Origin of the sequence: Pseudomonas sp. (assembly GCF_030683065.1) — a bacterium.
In the GTDB taxonomy this organism is placed as follows: domain Bacteria; phylum Pseudomonadota; class Gammaproteobacteria; order Pseudomonadales; family Pseudomonadaceae; genus Aquipseudomonas.
The window spans coordinates 49,488-65,018 of record NZ_JAUXMX010000041.1 but is presented as its reverse complement, the minus strand read 5'-3'; the positions used below and the strand labels follow the sequence as shown (position 1 = coordinate 65,018).

The 15,531-nt window shown below is 61.9% G+C and carries 12 protein-coding genes; 9 read left to right on the top strand and 3 right to left on the bottom strand.

Annotated features, from left to right (window positions below; translation table 11 throughout):
• The first annotated feature begins 223 nt into the window (after window positions 1–223).
• The 7 genes from Q8K09_RS13885 to Q8K09_RS13855 all read left to right on the top strand — a co-directional run bounded on the left by Q8K09_RS13885 (window position 224) and on the right by Q8K09_RS13855 (window position 9,968).
• Window positions 224–2,011, top strand: coding sequence for an acyclic terpene utilization AtuA family protein (locus tag Q8K09_RS13885; RefSeq protein ID WP_305255563.1), 1,788 nt, complete (start codon window positions 224–226; stop codon window positions 2,009–2,011).
• Window positions 2,012–2,132: 121 nt separating this feature from the next.
• The gene (locus tag Q8K09_RS13880) at window positions 2,133–2,996 is read left to right on the top strand and encodes an SDR family oxidoreductase (protein WP_305255562.1); all 864 of its coding nucleotides are present in this window, start codon (window positions 2,133–2,135) and stop codon (window positions 2,994–2,996) included.
• Between the two features lie 4 nt (window positions 2,997–3,000).
• Window positions 3,001–4,617, top strand: a complete 1,617-nt coding sequence (gene atuC / locus Q8K09_RS13875; protein WP_305255561.1) for a geranyl-CoA carboxylase subunit beta — start codon at window positions 3,001–3,003, stop codon at window positions 4,615–4,617.
• Between the two features lie 105 nt (window positions 4,618–4,722).
• Window positions 4,723–5,880 (top strand): citronellyl-CoA dehydrogenase, encoded by a 1,158-nt coding sequence (gene atuD / locus Q8K09_RS13870; protein WP_305255560.1) that lies wholly within the window; start codon window positions 4,723–4,725, stop codon window positions 5,878–5,880.
• 201 nt (window positions 5,881–6,081) lie between these two features.
• A complete protein-coding gene (locus tag Q8K09_RS13865) occupies window positions 6,082–6,879 on the top strand; it encodes an enoyl-CoA hydratase/isomerase family protein (protein ID WP_305255559.1) in 798 nt (265 codons plus the stop codon).
• 81 nt (window positions 6,880–6,960) lie between these two features.
• A complete protein-coding gene (locus tag Q8K09_RS13860) occupies window positions 6,961–8,949 on the top strand; it encodes an acetyl/propionyl/methylcrotonyl-CoA carboxylase subunit alpha (RefSeq protein ID WP_305255558.1) in 1,989 nt (662 codons plus the stop codon).
• Between the two features lie 194 nt (window positions 8,950–9,143).
• A complete protein-coding gene (locus tag Q8K09_RS13855) occupies window positions 9,144–9,968 on the top strand; it encodes an NAD(P)-dependent oxidoreductase (protein WP_305255557.1) in 825 nt (274 codons plus the stop codon).
• Between the two features lie 51 nt (window positions 9,969–10,019).
• Here the strand turns inward: Q8K09_RS13855 and Q8K09_RS13850 are convergent, their stop codons facing one another.
• Both Q8K09_RS13850 and Q8K09_RS13845 read right to left on the bottom strand, forming a co-directional pair.
• Entirely contained in the window at window positions 10,020–10,478 is a 459-nt protein-coding gene (locus tag Q8K09_RS13850; RefSeq protein ID WP_305255556.1) for a hypothetical protein, read from the bottom strand.
• A 231-nt stretch (window positions 10,479–10,709) separates the two neighbouring features.
• Entirely contained in the window at window positions 10,710–12,149 is a 1,440-nt protein-coding gene (locus tag Q8K09_RS13845; protein ID WP_305255555.1) for a PLP-dependent aminotransferase family protein, read from the bottom strand.
• Window positions 12,150–12,490: 341 nt separating this feature from the next.
• Here Q8K09_RS13845 and Q8K09_RS13840 point away from each other — a divergent pair, with 341 nt between their 5' ends.
• Together Q8K09_RS13840 and Q8K09_RS13835 are read left to right on the top strand one after the other, a co-directional pair.
• Complete coding sequence (locus Q8K09_RS13840; protein WP_305255577.1) at window positions 12,491–13,201, top strand: 4'-phosphopantetheinyl transferase; 711 nt, start codon at window positions 12,491–12,493, stop codon at window positions 13,199–13,201.
• Between the two features lie 74 nt (window positions 13,202–13,275).
• Window positions 13,276–14,565, top strand: a complete 1,290-nt coding sequence (locus Q8K09_RS13835; protein ID WP_305255554.1) for a M18 family aminopeptidase — start codon at window positions 13,276–13,278, stop codon at window positions 14,563–14,565.
• Between the two features lie 170 nt (window positions 14,566–14,735).
• Here Q8K09_RS13835 and Q8K09_RS13830 read toward each other — a convergent pair whose 3' ends face one another.
• Window positions 14,736–15,452, bottom strand: coding sequence for a UTRA domain-containing protein (locus Q8K09_RS13830; protein ID WP_305255553.1), 717 nt, complete (start codon window positions 15,450–15,452; stop codon window positions 14,736–14,738).
• Between the last annotated feature and the right edge of the window lie 79 nt (window positions 15,453–15,531).

Here is a 15,531-nt window from a genome sequence, read left to right as displayed (position 1 = left end):
CTCTTTAATGCCTCAGGCCAACCCGCCCAGCCTGCAATTGCACGCTGGTTCTCAGCAGATTTACCCAAGTGCTTGTCGTTATTGGTGAAATTTAAGCTTCGCCAGCCAGCCAAGCAAGCGCTTGGGGGTCTTGGGGTGAGAAAAATCGAATCAAGGGCTTTTAAACCAAGCGCTTGCTTGGTAGCCTTTAAGTGACCTTATTCCTGTGTTGCGGATAATTCCAATGACCAAGACCGTACGCATCGGCTGCGCTTCCGCCTTCTGGGGCGACACCAGCACCGCCGCCGCCCAGCTGGTAAAAGGCACTGAACTGGATTACCTGGTGTTCGACTACCTGGCCGAAGTGACCATGTCGATCATGGCGGGCGCACGGATGAAAAAACCGGACGCCGGCTACGCCACAGATTTTGTCGAAACCCTCGCCCCGCTCTTGGGTGAGATCGCGGCGAAGAACATCCGCGTGATCAGCAACGCCGGTGGGGTCAATCCCAGCGCCTGCGCCGCCGCTCTGGCAGCCGCTTGCGAGCAGGCCGGCGTCGACCTGAAAATCGCCGTGCTGCACGGCGACAACCTGCAACCCAAACTGGGCGAACTGGTCAAAGCCGGCACGCTGGAAATGTTCAGCGGCGCGCCGTTGCCGCCCTTCTGCGTGTCGGTCAACGCTTACTTGGGCGCGCCCGGCATTGTCGAAGCCCTGAAGCTGGGTGCCGATATCGTCATCACCGGCCGCGTGGTGGACAGCGCCGTGGTCAGCGCCGCACTGGTGCATGAATTCGGCTGGGACTGGAGTGACTATGACCAGCTGGCTCAGGCCGCATTGGCCGGGCATATCATCGAGTGCGGTGCACAATGCACGGGCGGCAACTTCACCGATTGGGACAGCGTGCCGGACTATGAACACATCGGCTTCCCGGTGGTGGAAGTGGCCGCCGATGGTGGCTTTGTGGTGACCAAACCGCAGGGTTCCGGCGGCTTGGTTACACCTTTTACCGTAGGCGAGCAGATGCTCTATGAAATCGGCGATCCACGGGCGTATTACCTGCCCGATGTGCTGTGTGATTTCACCCAGGTGCAACTGACTCAGGTTGGCGAAAACCGCGTGGAACTCAAAGGCGCACGCGGCCTGCCGCCCACCGCTCAGTACAAGGTCAGCGCCACTCACCCAGATGGTTTCCGTTGCACCGCCAGTTGCTTGCTGGCCGGTATCGATGCGGTGAAAAAAGCCCAGCGCGTCAGCCAGGCGATCATCAATAAAACCGAAGAAATGTTCGCTGAGCGCGGCTGGGGAGCCTACAAAGAAGTCAGCATTGAGCTGCTCGGCAGCGAAGCGACCTACGGCAGCCGTGGCCAGCGTGCGGACACCCGCGAAATCGTGCTGAAAATCGCCGTGCGCCACGCCAAGAAAGAAGCGCTGATTCTCTTCTCCCGCGAGATCGCTCAGGCCGCCACCGGCATGGCACCCGGCCTGACCGGCATCGTCGGCGGTCGCCCGACGGTGTATCCGGTGATCCGCCTGTTCAGCTTTCTCGCCGACAAAAGCGCCTGCGCCTTGGAAGTCGAGCTGAACGGTGAACGGACCCCTGTTGCACTGCCGCAGATCGCCGTGCTCGATCGCGCACAGATTGCCGCCGATATCGCCGCGCCGCTGCCAAGCGGTCAGGCAGATGCCAGCGTGCCGCTGATCAAGCTGGCCGTGGCGCGCTCCGGTGACAAGGGTAACCACAGCAATATCGGGGTGATGGCCAGAAAGCCCGAATACTTGGCGTGGATCGCCGCTGCGCTGACGGAGGCCGCCGTGGCCGAATGGATGCAGCACACGCTGGATGAGAAAGCCGGCAAGGTCAGCCGTTGGTATCTACCCGGCAGTCACAGCCTAAACTTCTTGCTGGAAAACGCCCTGGGCGGCGGCGGCATCGCCTCCCTGCGCATCGACCCGCAGGGCAAGGCCTTCGCCCAACAGCTATTGGAGTTCCCGGTGCCGGTGCCCCAAACGCTGGCAAATACCCTGTAGGAGCCAGCTTGCTGGCGATCATCAACACAGCAAAAGCTTCATGAGCTCGCCCCTACAGAAAGCTGATAGCGCACCACCCTGACATGGTGGTGCCCGATAAAGCCTAAGGATAATAACGAAAATGGCATACGACTCAGTCTTTAAACCCGGCCTGTTTAGCGGCCAGACCATCATGGTCACCGGCGGCGGCAGCGGCATCGGCCGTTGCACCGCCCATGAGCTGGCGCACCTGGGTGCCCACGTGGTGCTGGTCGGGCGCAAGGTGGAAAAGCTTGAAGCCACCTGCGGCGAGATTATTGAGGACGGCGGCCAAGCCAGTTTTCAGGTGTGCGACATCCGTGACGAAGACGCGGTCAAGGCCATGGTCAAAAGCGTGGTCGCCGAACACGGGCAGATCCACCACCTGGTCAACAATGCCGGTGGCCAATTCCCCGCGCCGCTGATCGGCATCAACCAGAAAGGCTTCGAAACCGTGGTGCGCACCAACCTGGTGGGCGGCTTTCTGATCGCCAAGGAAGTCTTCCTGCAGAGCATGAGCAAGCACGGCGGCTCAATCGTCAACATGCTCGCGGACATGTGGGGCGGTATGCCCGGCATGGGCCACTCGGGTGCGGCACGCGCTGGCATGGAAAACTTCACCAAGACCGCCGCCTACGAGTGGGGCCATGCCGGGGTGCGGGTCAATGCCGTGGCACCGGGCTGGATCGCCTCCAGCGGCATGGACACCTACCCCGCGTCGATGAAGACCATGATCCGCTCGCTCAAGGATCACGTGCCGCTGCAACGCATCGGCAGCGAGTCAGAGGTGGCGGCGGCCATCGTCTTCCTGCTCACGCCAGGGGCCAACTTTATCAGCGGCAACACCATCCGCATCGACGGCGCAGCCAGCCAGGGCACGCGGGCCTGGACCCTGGGCAAGGCGAAAAACAGCGAATCCTATAACGGCTTCCACCGGGCCTATGTGCCTGCAGTATTGAAGGAGTAAGGCGATGCCGGTCATTCAGTCCGAGATCGATGTGCATGGCGCAGACTTCGTGAAAAATCGCGAGGTCATGCTGGCGGCCGTGGCCAGCTTTCGTGATGTCGAGCAGAACTGCCTGAACAAGGCGTTTGAGGCCAAAGCCAAGTTCACCAAACGCGGCCAACTGCTGCCCCGTGAGCGCATCAACCTTTTGCTCGACAGCGGCGCGCCGCTCCTGGAGTTGGCATCACTGGCCGGCTACAAGCTGCACGATGACAAGGATGGCACCCAGGCCGGTGGCGGCATCATTGCCGGTATCGGTTACATCGCCGGGGTGCGGTGTTTGGTGATCGCCAACAACAGCGCCATCAAAGGCGGCACCATCTCCCCGAGCGGGTTGCGCAAATCCCTGCGTTTGCAGCAGATCGCCCTGGAGAACAAATTGCCGGTGGTGACCTTGGCCGAGAGCGGCGGTGCCAACCTCACCTACGCCGCCGAGATTTTTGTGGAAGGTGCGCGCGCCTTTGCCAATCAGGCGCGTCTGTCGGCGGCTGGTATTCCGCAAGTGACGGTGGTGCATGGCTCCAGCACGGCGGGCGGGGCTTACCAGCCGGGCCTGTCGGATTACGTGGTGGTGGTGCGCGGCAAGGCCAAGATGTTCCTCGCTGGGCCACCCCTGCTGAAAGCCGCCACGGGTGAAATCGCCACCGATGAGCAACTGGGCGGTGCCGAAATGCACGCACAAATCGCCGGTACGGCTGAATACCTGGCGGAAAACGACGCAGATGGCGTACGCCTGGCGCGCGAGATTGTCGGCATGTTGCCGTGGAATGCGCAGCTGCCTGCAAGGGCGAAAAAAACCTGGCGTGAGCCGCTGTATTCGGCTGACGAATTATTGGGCATCGTCCCGGCGGATGCGAAAAAGCCCTATGACGTGCGCGAGATCATCGCGCGCATCGCCGACGGCTCGGCGTTTCTGGACTTCAAGAACGAGTTCGACAGCCAGACCGTCTGCGGCCACCTGCAGATCGAAGGCCACGGCTGCGGCATCATCGGCAACAACGGCCCGATCACCCCGCGCGGCGCGGCCAAGGCTGCGCAATTTATTCAGCTGTGCGAGCAGAGCAATACGCCGATCCTGTTCTTCCACAACACCACCGGCTTTATGGTCGGTACCGAGTCGGAGCAGAACGGCGTGATCAAGCACGGCTCGAAAATGATCCAGGCGGTGGCCAACGCCACGGTGCCGAAGCTGACCATCGTCGTCGGCGGTTCCTACGGCGCCGGCAACTACGCCATGTGCGGCCGCGGCCTCGACCCACGTTTCATCTTCGCCTGGCCCAACAGCAAAACCGCCGTCATGGGCGGCGCGCAAGCGGGCAAGGTGCTGCGGATCATCACCGAGGAAAAACACCTCAAATTAGGCAAGGAAGCAGATCCTGCGATGCTCGACATGCTGGAAACCGTCACCGCGCAGAAACTCGACAGCCAGTCCACCGCGCTCTACGGCACCGCCAGTCTGTGGGATGACGGCCTGATCGACCCACGCGATACGCGAAAATTGCTCGGCTACCTGCTGGATATTTGTGCAGAGGCGCACATCCGGCCTCTTAAAAACAACACATTCGGCGTTGCCCGCCTTTGACATCGTGTAGGAGCCAGCTTACTGGCGATACGCTTCTGCTGCCCTGATCGCCAGCAAGCTGGCTCCTACAGAACGAACACCACCGACTTTCTGAGGAAAACAACAATGATCATCACCCAGGAACACGAAGAACTGCGTCGCACGGTGCGTAACTTTGTCGACAAAGAAATCAACCCGCATGTGGCGCAGTGGGAAAAGGACGGCCGCTTCCCCATCCATGAAATCTTCAAACAAGCCGGCGACCTCGGCTTGCTGGGCATCTCCAAACCGGAGAAATTCGGCGGCATGGGCCTGGACTACAGCTACTCGATCGTTGCCGCGGAAGAGTTCGGCACCATCCACTGCGGCGGCATTCCGATGTCCATCGGCGTACAGACTGACATGTGCACCCCGGCCCTGGCCCGCTTTGGTTCGGATGAGCTGCGCGAGCAGTTCCTCAAGCCAGCCATCAGTGGCGACATGGTCGGTTGCATCGGCGTCTCCGAAGTCGGTGCAGGCTCGGATGTGGCGGGCCTGAAAACCACCGCACGCAAAGACGGTGATGACTATGTGATCAACGGCAGCAAGATGTGGATCACCAACTCGCCATCGGCCGATTTTATCTGCCTGCTGGCCAACACCAGCGACGACAAGCCCCACGTCAACAAGTCGCTGATCATGCTGCCGATGAACACGCCGGGCATCACCCTCAGCCCGCACCTGGACAAACTCGGCATGCGCAGCTCGGAGACCGCCCAGGTGTTCTTCGACAACGTGCGCGTGCCGCAGCGCTACCGCATCGGCCACGAAGGCGCCGGCTTTATGATGCAGATGCTGCAGTTCCAGGAAGAACGCCTGTTCGGCGCGGCCAACATGATCAAGGGCCTGGAGCACTGCATCAACACCACCATCGACTACTGCAAAGAGCGCAAAACCTTTGGCAATGCGCTGATCGACAACCAGGTCATTCACTTTCGCATGGCCGAACTGCAAACCGAAATCGAGTGCCTGCGCGCCCTGGTCTACCAGGCCACCGAGCAATACGTGCGAGGCCGCGACGTGACCAACCTGGCCTCCATGGCCAAGCTCAAGGCCGGCCGCCTGGGCCGTGAAGTGACCGACAGCTGCCTGCAGTACTGGGGCGGCATGGGCTTTATGTGGGACAACCCGGTGTCACGCGCCTACCGCGACGTGCGCCTGGTGAGCATCGGCGGCGGTGCCGACGAAATCATGCTGGGCATTATCTGCAAACTGATGGGCATTCTGCCGGGTAAGAAAAAATAGCCGGGAGCGATTTTTAACGTCGCGTAGCAACGGCCCGAAGGGTGGCCGCCAGGGATGGCAGGCCATAAAGAAGAGCTGAGAAACGTACGACCGTAGGATGGGTTGAGACGCGCAGCGTCGATACCCATCGCCGCTGAATCGATGGGTATCGCTTCGCTCAACCTGCGCGGCCCGACCCATCCTACGCACAAGGAATATCGGATGTCCGCTCTACTGAACTGCCAAACCCTGCTGTTAAACCTCGATGCCGGTGTGCTGCACGTCACCCTCAACCGCCCGGAGAGCCGCAACGCCATGAGCCTGGCCATGGTTGGGGAACTGCGCGCGGTACTGGAAAGCCTGCGCAGTGACCTGAGTGTGCGCGCCATCGTGCTGCGCGGTGCCGGCGGCCATTTCTGCGCCGGTGGCGACATCAAGGACATGGCCGGTGCACGCGCCGCTGGCGCTGAGGCCTACCGCAACCTTAATCGCGCCTTCGGCAGCATGCTGGAAGAAGCGCAGCATGCACCCCAGGTGCTGATTGCCGTGCTGGAAGGCGCGGTGCTGGGCGGTGGCTTCGGCCTGGCCTGCGTCTCGGATATCGCCCTCTGCCAGCAGGACGCCAAATTCGGCCTGCCGGAAACCACCCTGGGCATTCTCCCGGCGCAGATCGCGCCCTTTGTGGTGGGGCGCATCGGCCTGACCCAGACTCGCCGGCTGGCCCTGACCGCTGCCCGCTTCAATGGCAGCGAAGCTGAACGCCTAGGCCTGGTGCATTTCAGCGAAATCGACAGCGAGCACCTCGACGCCCGTTTGCAGCAGGTGCTGAGCCAGGTACGCCAGTGCGCGCCGCAAGCCAACGCAAAAACCAAAGCCCTGCTGCTGGCTGCTGAACACGAAGCCCTCGGCCCGTTGCTGGACCGCGCCGCCGAGCAGTTCGCCGCCGCCGTCACCGGCACCGAAGGCATCGAAGGCACCATGGCGTTTATGCAAAAACGCGCACCGAAGTGGGCGCAGTAGCCACACACCGTAGCCCGGATGCAATCCGGGAACACCACCCCCCGGATTGCATCCGGGCTACGCATAAGCAGGAGCACCGAGATGCCCGCCTTCAATAAGATTCTGATCGCCAACCGTGGGGAAATCGCCTGCCGGGTGATGCGCACCGCCCAAGACCTCGGTTACCGCACCGTGGCTGTTTACTCCGCAGCCGACAGCGATGCGCGCCACGTGCAGGTGGCGGATGAGGCGGTCTGCATCGGCCCGGCGCAGGTCAACCAGTCCTACTTGGTGATCGACAACATCATCCACGCCGCGCAGCAAACCGGCGCGGATGCGATCCACCCCGGCTATGGCTTTCTCTCGGAAAACGCCGACTTTGCCCGCGCCTGCGAAGCCGCCGGTATCGTGTTTATCGGCCCGACCGTGGAAGCGATTCACCTGATGGGCAGCAAACGCCTGTCGAAGATCGCCATGCTCGAAGCCGGCGTGCCGTGCATTCCCGGCTACGAAGGAGCAGCCCAGGACGATGACACCCTGAGCCGCGAGGCCGAGCGCATCGGCTACCCGCTGATGATTAAAGCCAGCGCCGGTGGCGGCGGCCGTGGCATGCGGCTGGTACACGAGTCCAGCGAGTTACTGGCGCAAATCCGCACGGCGCGCTCGGAGGCGCAGAACGCCTTTGGCAGCGGTGAGCTGATCCTTGAGCGTGCGGTGATCCAGCCGCGCCATGTGGAAATTCAGGTGTTTGGCGACCAGCACGGCCACATCGTCTATTTGGGCGAGCGCGACTGCTCGGTGCAGCGCCGCCACCAGAAAGTGGTTGAGGAAGCGCCCTGCCCGGTGATGACGCCCGAGCTGCGCCAAGCCATGGGCGAAGCTGCGGTCAAGGCCGCTGCCTCGGTGAATTATGTCGGCGCTGGCACCGTCGAGTTTCTGCTGGATCAAAGCGGCGAATTCTTCTTTCTGGAGATGAACACCCGTCTGCAAGTGGAGCACCCGGTCACCGAACTGATCACCGGCCAAGACCTGGTCGCCTGGCAAATTCGCGTCGCCGAAGGCCAGCCGCTGCCACTCAAACAAGACGAAATTCGCCTGACCGGCCACGCCATGGAAGTGCGCCTGTACGCCGAGGACGCCGCCCATAACTTCCTGCCGCAAACCGGCACCGCGTTGCGCTGGGAACCGGCGCTGCGTGACGGCATCCGCATCGACCATGGCCTGCTTGAAGGCCAGGTGATAAGTCCGTTCTACGACCCGATGCTGGCCAAGGTGATTGCCTACGGTGCCACCCGCGAAGAAGCCCGGCGCAAGCTGGTGCGCGCCGTGGAAGATTGCGTGCTGCTGGGCGTTAACGCCAACCAGCGCTTTCTCGCCAACCTGCTCAGCCACCCTGAATTTGCCGCTGGCAACGCCACCACCGCGTTTATCGCCGAGCACTTTGCCAACGACCCAAGCCTGTCGCCGCAGCCGCCGGCCGCCGGCGAACTGGCTGTTGCTGCCGCATTGCTGTTCCAGCAATCGGCCAACGCCCGCGCCCATCAGCCGGGGCTGGCCGGTTGGCGCAATGCCGGCAGCGCGCCATGGCACTTTGTCCTCAAACACGGCGAACAATCACTGACGGTTGAGCTGGAAGTACGCGCAGACGGCCCGCAGCCAAGCTTGTTGGCCACTGTGGGCGAACAACAGGTGAGCCTCACGTTGCTCGCCAGTGACGGCCGCTGGGCCACCGTTGAGCGCGATGGCATTCGCCAGCGCCTGGCCTATCACCTGGATGGCGAGCACATCTGGCTGTATGGCCACACCGGCAACCTGCACTTCACCGACATCACCCACCAACCGGTCAGCAGTGAGGCCGGGGCCGGTTCGGGCAGCGTCAAAGCGCCAATGGACGGGGCAATTGTCGAGGTGCTGGTTGAAGAAGGCGCAACGGTGAGCAAAGGCCAACTGCTGGTGGTGCTGGAGGCGATGAAGATGGAGCACCCGCTGAAAGCCAGCATCGACGGCGTGGTCCGCCGCATTGGCGTCAGCCGTGGCGATCAGGTGAAGAACCGTCAGCTGTTGGTAGAAATCGAAGCCAGCGAGGCCTGACCCATAGGGTGCGCCATGCGCACCAAAATCCCGACGGTGTGCACGGCCTAGAAACGTAGGATGGGTTGAGCAGAGCGATACCCATCGGCACTCAACATTGTTGGGATTGTTGGGTATCGCTGCGCTCAACGGAACGCCGCCCGCCCCACCCTACAAAAGCAGCTCATTTGAAGAACAAATCACGGAGCACGTCTATGTCACTGCACGGCAAAACCCTGTTCATCACCGGTGCCAGCCGCGGCATCGGCCGGGAGATCGCCCTGCGCGCCGCGCGCGATGGGGCCAACATCGTGATTGCGGCGAAAAGCGCCGAGCCCCATGCCAAGTTGCCCGGCACTATCTATTCGGTGGCCACCGAGGTCGAGGAAGCAGGCGGTAAGGCCCTGGCCCTGCAAGTCGATGTACGTGACGAGAACGCGGTGAAAGCCGCCATGGCCAAGGCGGCCGAATATTTCGGCGGCATCGACGCGCTGATCAACAACGCTGGCGCAATCAAGCTGGTCGGTGTGGAGAAACTCGAGCCCAAACGCTTCGACCTGATGTTCCAGATCAACACCCGTGCGGTGATGGTCTGCAGCCAAGCCGCCCTGCCGTTCCTTAAGCAGAGCAGCAATGGGCATATCCTCAACCTGTCGCCGCCACTGAATATGGACAGCAAGTGGTTCGCCCAGCACGGCCCCTACACCGTGACCAAGTACGGCATGAGCATGCTCACCTTAGGCATGAGCGAGGAGTTCAAGAAGTACGGCATCAGCGTCAACTCGCTGTGGCCGAAAACCATGATCGCCACCGCCGCCATCGAGTTCGAACTGGGCAGCCGCGAGGCCTTCAAACGCGCCCGTACCCCGGCGATCATGGCCGACGCCGCCCACGCCATTGTGTCGAGCCAAGGCCGCAGCCTGACCGGGCGCTTGCTGATTGACGAAGATATGCTGCGTGAACAGGGCCAACGCGAGTTCGAGCACTACCGCTTCGACCCCGATGGCGGTGCATTGATTACTGACCTGTTTGTCGACTAGCCAGACAACCCGGCCACAACCCCGCGTGGAGCGCGCGCAACCCGGCTGCGGCTATCGCTTGAACTCGAACTGCAGCTCGGCACCCTCCAGCGAATCCCAATAGTCATCTTCCTGCTCATTGGTAATCAACTTGCCATGGAGCTGGAAAGGACTTTGCGAAGACTCTTGTGCCCGGAACAGCGGCGGTAGAAGAGCCGGAGACGAGAATTCATCGGGGGTAGCGAACGGCTGCAACTCGTCAAACAAATCCGCCGGCAAGCTCAAGTCCAGGTTCTCCTTGAGCGCAGGGGTAACAGCAGGCTCTTTGGCCGCTGGCTTGGGAATGGGCCGAGCAGGCTCGCTTGGCGGTTTGACTGGCGGCTTGGGCGTGGGCACCGGTTCGGGGTCGGGCACAGGCACAACATCTGCGGGCGCAGCGGGCACCACGACAGCAGCGGGTTTGGCCGGCTCACGTGGTGCAGTGGCGGCTGGCTCTTGGTTGTCGCAGGCACTCAGTGCTAGCAGGGCCATCAATAAACACGAAAAACGTAAGCTGATCATCAACATGCACAATCGCAGAAATAAGAGGAACCCATGCTCGCCTCTCCTCCGGCATCAAGCAAGCCTGGCGCCTGATGCTTACACAGGTTTTACTCAACCCGCGGTTAGCCAAGAGCACTTCGAGTAAGGCACGCTTCTACGCCGAGCCTGAGCTGCATTGTGGGCAACCAGAATGACGGGCTAGCAATATCTGGAGCCTGATCAGCTACTCGGCGCTTCTTCCTGACACAACTGGCTGGCCAGCATGCCCAGGGTCATCAAGGCACGCTCGGCCTCGCGGTTCCAGGGAATGCCACAATTGAGGCGCACGCAATGGTTGAACTGTTCGGTGTTGCTGAAGATCAGCCCCGGCGCGATGCTGATGCCATGCTGCAGCGCGCGCACGTGCAAGTCCTTGGTATTGACCCGCACTGGCAGGCTGATCCAGAGAATGAAGCCGCCGTTGGGCCGGGTCATCTGCGTGCCTTCGGGAAAATACTGCTGCACCGCCAACTGGAAGGCGCTGAGGTTCTTGCGGTACTCCTGGCGGATATAGCGCAGATGACGGTCATAACCGCCGTTTTCCAGATAGGCCGCCACCGCCATCTGCGTGACACTGCAGGCTGAGTGAGTGCTGAAAGTCTGCAGGCGCTGAATTTCATCCTGGTATTTACCGGCAATGATCCAGCCGATGCGCACGCCGGGCGACAGGGTTTTCGAGAAGCTTGAGCAATACACCACCCGCCCTTCACGGTCATGCGACTTGAGTGCCTTGATCGGCCCTTGATCGAACATCAACTCGCCGTAGATATCATCCTCGACAATCTGCATGTCGAAATCTCCAGCCAGACGCAGCAACTGCTTCTGCCGCGCCTCCGGAATACTGCCGCCAAGCGGATTACTCAGGCGCGCGGTCAACACCAGCGCCTTGATCGACCACTGACTGGCGGCCAGTTGCAACGCCTCCAGGCTGATCCCCGTAGTCGGATCGCTGGGAATCTCGATGACTTTCAAACCCAACAGATCAGCCAGTTGCAGCAGCCCGTAATAGGTCGGCGACTCAGTGGCGATCAAGTCACCCGGCTTGGTCAGCACCCGCAGCGACATCTGCAACGCATCGACGCAGCCATGGGTAATCACCACCTCGTCTGGATCGACCACCACACCGGCATCGCGCATGCGGATCGCCACCTGGCGACGCAGCGGTTCGAAGCCTGGACTGAACATATAGCTGAAAGCGCGCGGGCTCTGAAACCGGGTGACCTTGGCCAACTGCTGATGCAAGGCGCGCACCGGCAGGTAGTCGACATGCGGCACCGCAGCGCCCAGGGGGAACACACCCTCGCGGCGCGACTCGGTGAGGATCTGATTGATGATGCTGCTGCGCGTCACCAGGCTGGGACGCTCGACCCGGGCAATATCCGGGGTCGGTGCAGTCAGGGCTGGAGTCTGGTGCACATAAAAGCCGGATTGCGGGCGGGCACGGATCAACCCTTGATCCTCCAGGTTGGCGTAGGCCTGCAATACCGTGGCATGACTGACATTGAGCTGCGAACTCATCTTGCGTACCGACGGCACTCGCTCTCCCGGCTGATAAACGCCGCGACGGATATCTTCCGCCAATTGCTGGGCGATACGCTGATAGAGCAACAGATTAGTCATGACCACCTTCCCGCTTTATTGGACCCAAACAGTAACCCGGTGACCTACACGTGCACCGGTACAGTTTTGTCGATTGTGAACCACACAGTAACAATTCACTAGTGACTGTATTGGATCAATTCTCCATCGACTCAACTGTTTGCAGATTGCTTTACACGCAGCAGGCCTGCCGAACGGTTGCTGCGTAAATTCCAAAGCCGTTGGGTGATGGCGCCCCAGCGCTCAAATCACAGTAGGGTCTGCGCGTCATACCCCACGCCCAGCTGCGTTCTGGGTGTAGCTCTTATATGCAAACACTCACATTGCTGGCATGGCACCACCGCACGCGGCAGAATGCCGGCATGAGCAACCTGTACCTGCCTCCCTGCTGCACTCCGTTGAGTGATCACTGGCCACTGCCCCAGGCATTACCTGGCGTGCAGCTGATCAGCACCCGTTTCGATGCAGCCCGGCTCGACGCCAACGACTTCGACCTTAGCGGCATCGCCGCCGTCAACGGCGTGGCCAAACGCCAGAGCGAATACCTCGCGGGACGCCTGTGTGCGCGCGAAGCCTTGCGCCGAGTGACGGGCACGGCCACGGTGCCAGCGGTCGGTGCCGACCGTGCTCCGCAGTGGCCGGCCGGGGTCAGTGGTTCGATCACCCACGGCAGCGGCTGGGCTGGCGCCATGGTTGCGTACGCCAGCGCCTGGCGTGGCCTCGGTGTCGATGTGGAGCGCAGGCTGACGCCGGCGCGCGCCGAACGACTGGCCGGAGAAATCCTCACCCCTGGCGAGCTGCAGCAGCTACAAGGTCTGACAGCGGAGCAACAGGCCTGGCGCATCAGCCTGACCTTCTCGCTCAAGGAAAGCCTGTTCAAGGCGCTCTACCCCTTGGTATTGAAGCGTTTCTATTTCCAGGACGCCGACCTGCTGAGTTGCCATGCCGGCGGCAGCGCGCGCCTGCGCCTGCTCATCGACCTGAGCGGCGACTGGCCAGCCGGCAGCGAGCTGGATGGCCAGTTCGTCGAGCACGATGGTCATCTGCTCAGCCTGGTCGCCATCCCTGCCTGAGCCATTAACGTTGCATGTACCCAATGCGCCGGCCAATTCCGATAAACTCCGCGGATTGCCGCCAGGAGCGCCCCATGCGCGAAGAACTCAACCAAGGCCTGATCGATTTTCTCAAGGCCTCGCCCACCCCCTTTCATGCCACCGCCAGCCTGGCCCAGCGCCTTGATGCTGCAGGTTTCCAACAACTCGACGAGCGCGCGCCCTGGCATACCAATGCCGGCGGCCGCTATTACGTGACCCGTAACGACTCCTCGCTGATCGCCTTCAAACTGGGCCAGCGTTCGCCGCTAGAAGGCGGCCTGCGCCTGGTCGGTGCCCATACCGACAGTCCCTGCCTGCGCGTCAAGCCGCAGCCGGAGTTGCAGCGCCAGGGCTTCTTCCAGCTCGGTGTGGAAGTCTATGGCGGCGCCCTGTTCACCCCCTGGTTCGACCGCGACCTGTCGCTGGCCGGGCGGGTGACCTACCGCCGCGATGGCAAGGTGGAAAGCCAGCTGATCGACTTCCAGCTGCCGATCGCCGTAATCCCCAACCTGGCCATTCACCTCAACCGCGAGGCCAACCTGGGTTGGCCGATCAATGCGCAAACCGAGCTGCCGCCGATCCTGGCCCAGCTGGCTGGCACAACAGCGGCGGATTTCCGCGCGCTGCTCACCGAGCAACTGGCTCGCGAGCACGACTTCAGTGCAGATGCAGTGCTCGATTTCGAGCTGAGTTTCTACGACACCCAGGCCGCCGCGGTAATCGGCCTGAATGGCGACTTCATTGCCGGCGCGCGGCTGGACAACCTGCTGTCCTGCTACGCCGGCCTGCAGGCCCTGCTGGCCGCACCGGACGCGGAAAGCTGCGTGCTGGTCTGCACCGACCACGAAGAAGTCGGTTCCAGCTCAGCCTGTGGCGCCGATGGCCCGATGCTCGAGCAAGTGCTGCGCCGCGTGCTGCCGGAAGGCGAAGGCTTCGTGCGGACCATCCAGCGCTCCTTGCTGGTTTCCGCCGACAACGCCCACGCCGTGCACCCCAACTACCCGGATAAGCACGACGACAACCACGGCCCCAAGCTCAACGCCGGCCCGGTGATCAAGATCAACAGCAACCAGCGCTACGCCACCAGCAGCGAAACCGCCGGTTTCTTCCGCCACCTGTGCCTGGAAAACGAAGTGCCGGTACAGAGCTTCGTCACCCGCAGCGACATGGGCTGCGGCTCGACCATCGGCCCGATCACCGCCAGCCAGCTGGGCGTGCGCACCGTGGATATCGGCCTACCGACCTTCGCCATGCACTCGATCCGCGAACTGGCCGGCAGCCACGACCTGGCGCATTTGGTCAAGGTACTGACGGCGTTCTACGCGAGCGCTGAGCTGCCCTGATGGACGCCCCGTAGGGCGGACATGCCGAAGGCTGGTCCGCCATCTGCTCGCCAGTAGACAACGCTTCGCATGTCCACACTAAAAAAGCGTGACGCGTAGCCCGGATGCAATCCGGGAAGGTCTATCGCCGCATAAATCGCTCCCGGATTGCATCCGGGCTGCGGGCCCTGCTACTCCGGCACCTCGACGCTGACGTGTAAGGCGTCATGGCGCCAGAACTCCAGATCGCAATCAATCAGGCGACCGTGTTGGTCGCGGTTGACCCGCACGATGCGCAGTGCCGGGCTGCCCACTGCAACCTTCAGTGCAGCCGCTGCTTCGCTGTGCAGGGCGGTCGGCACCATGTCGAAACGCACCCGCCCATAGTGAATGCCGTACTCGCTGACATACAGCTCGGTCAGCGACAGGGTCAGGTCAAAGTCGAGCACGCCGGGAAAGTAGGCCGGGTTCAGGTAGTGCTCGACGTACAGCACCAGACGTCCGTCGATGCGCCGCGCCCGACGGATTTGGTACACGCTGGACAATGCGGGCAAGGCCAGTAGCTGACAGACCTCGGCGCTGGCTGGAATCAGTCTCGCGCTCAACACCTCGGTAGCCGGCACCCTGCCCTGTTCGCCAACCATGGCATGAAAGTGACTGCGTACCAGCGGGTTATAGGCCACACGCGGCGGCGAAACAAACCAGCCGCGGCGCTCCTCGCGGTAGATCAGTCCCTGGGCCTCAAGCTGGCCCAACGCCTCGCGCAAGGTGATCCTCGTCGTGTCGAACACCTCACTGAGCTTGCGCTCTGCCGGCAACTGACTTCCCGACGGCAACAGACCGTGTTCGATCTGCTCCTCCAATGCCCGGCATATCGCTGTGACTGCCCGCGGCGCTTCATCGCGCATCAAGACCTCCAAATTTGGACTAGTCCAGCCCCACTAAAGGGCATGAAATCGTGTGTGCAGCGATAAAAACAATGTTTCA

Excerpts from the sequence above, each read along its gene's own strand:
- Q8K09_RS13885 (WP_305255563.1), top strand. The coding sequence starts at position 224 with ATGACCAAGACCGTACGCATCGGCTGCGCTTCCGCCTTCTGGGGCGAC.
- Q8K09_RS13880 (WP_305255562.1), top strand. The coding sequence starts at position 2,133 with ATGGCATACGACTCAGTCTTTAAACCCGGCCTGTTTAGCGGCCAGACC.
- atuC (WP_305255561.1), top strand. The coding sequence starts at position 3,001 with ATGCCGGTCATTCAGTCCGAGATCGATGTGCATGGCGCAGACTTCGTG.
- atuD (WP_305255560.1), top strand. The coding sequence starts at position 4,723 with ATGATCATCACCCAGGAACACGAAGAACTGCGTCGCACGGTGCGTAAC.
- Q8K09_RS13865 (WP_305255559.1), top strand. The coding sequence starts at position 6,082 with ATGTCCGCTCTACTGAACTGCCAAACCCTGCTGTTAAACCTCGATGCC.
- Q8K09_RS13860 (WP_305255558.1), top strand. The coding sequence starts at position 6,961 with ATGCCCGCCTTCAATAAGATTCTGATCGCCAACCGTGGGGAAATCGCC.
- Q8K09_RS13855 (WP_305255557.1), top strand. The coding sequence starts at position 9,144 with ATGTCACTGCACGGCAAAACCCTGTTCATCACCGGTGCCAGCCGCGGC.
- Q8K09_RS13850 (WP_305255556.1), bottom strand. The coding sequence starts at position 10,478 with ATGGCCCTGCTAGCACTGAGTGCCTGCGACAACCAAGAGCCAGCCGCC.
- Q8K09_RS13845 (WP_305255555.1), bottom strand. The coding sequence starts at position 12,149 with ATGACTAATCTGTTGCTCTATCAGCGTATCGCCCAGCAATTGGCGGAA.
- Q8K09_RS13840 (WP_305255577.1), top strand. The coding sequence starts at position 12,491 with ATGAGCAACCTGTACCTGCCTCCCTGCTGCACTCCGTTGAGTGATCAC.
- Q8K09_RS13835 (WP_305255554.1), top strand. The coding sequence starts at position 13,276 with ATGCGCGAAGAACTCAACCAAGGCCTGATCGATTTTCTCAAGGCCTCG.
- Q8K09_RS13830 (WP_305255553.1), bottom strand. The coding sequence starts at position 15,452 with ATGCGCGATGAAGCGCCGCGGGCAGTCACAGCGATATGCCGGGCATTG.